Genomic DNA, 923 nt, shown 5'->3' with positions numbered 1-923 from the left:
CTACCCACCTCTGGGTCCAAATGCCCCATCGTGACGGCGTCACCGACTTCGCCACAAGGCACGCCCAATGACCGCACGTCGACGCAGGTCTGGAGGACTCTCAGCCATCCAACATGTTGATGTGACGAACTCATGGCCTAAACATCACTGATCGTTGATCAAACGCCGTCCCTTACTTACGGTCTCGGTTGTCTTTTTCAACTTCCCAAGGGGGGAAACCCGTGAGATCTACACGTCTCATCACCCTGCGTGAGTCTGGTCGGCGAATAGGCACTGTTGGCCTTGGTGCCGCCGCTGTACTCGGCCTCCTTACCGCGCCCGCCCACGCCGCCAGCTGGTCTACTAAAACTCTGCTCCTCCGGTTGCGCCCACCCCATGTCGGCGTAGCCGGAGGAGTCCCGCTCCGGCGCCGAGGTACCACCGATGCCCTTGCACTACCAGTCCTGCACCTTCCGTTATCCCCGCACATCACGCCCAGTCCTTAACCAGCTCGACCTGGAGTTTTCACCGGGCCATACTGTGCTCCTCGGACCCAACGGCGCTGGCAAGAGCACTCTGCTCTCTCTCGGCGCTAGTGCCTCGCAGCCGCAGGCAGGGCTCGTCCGCTACGGAAGGCTTGACCCGGCCAACCGGAAACACATGCGGAACTACCGGCACAGGGTGTCCTGGCTGCCGCAGCGCCCTGGATTCCTGCCCGGACTGACATGCAGAGAGCACGTGGCGTATATCGGCTGGCTAAAGGGCATGCGGGAACGTGACGCTTGGCGCGCCGCGCCGGAAGCAATTGAACGAGTCGGGCTCAGCGACAAGATCAACGATAAGATTAAGACGCTATCCGGAGGCCAGCAACAGCGGATCGCTATCGCACAAGCACTCGTCCATAACGCGGAGTTGCTACTCCTCGACGAACCCACCGTAGGGCT

The 923-nt window shown here is 61.2% G+C and carries 1 protein-coding gene; it reads left to right on the top strand.

All coding sequences use genetic code 11. The features are described 5' to 3' along the window. Window positions 1-423: 423 nt before the first annotated feature. Window positions 424-923 (top strand): ATP-binding cassette domain-containing protein (locus IF89_RS44160; RefSeq protein WP_107047466.1); only part of this gene is annotated, 500 nt, incomplete at its 3' end.

The organism is Streptomyces sp. NRRL F-2664, from assembly GCF_000719345.1.
In the GTDB taxonomy this organism is placed as follows: domain Bacteria; phylum Actinomycetota; class Actinomycetes; order Streptomycetales; family Streptomycetaceae; genus Streptomyces.
This window is presented reverse-complemented; position numbering and strand designations above follow the sequence as displayed.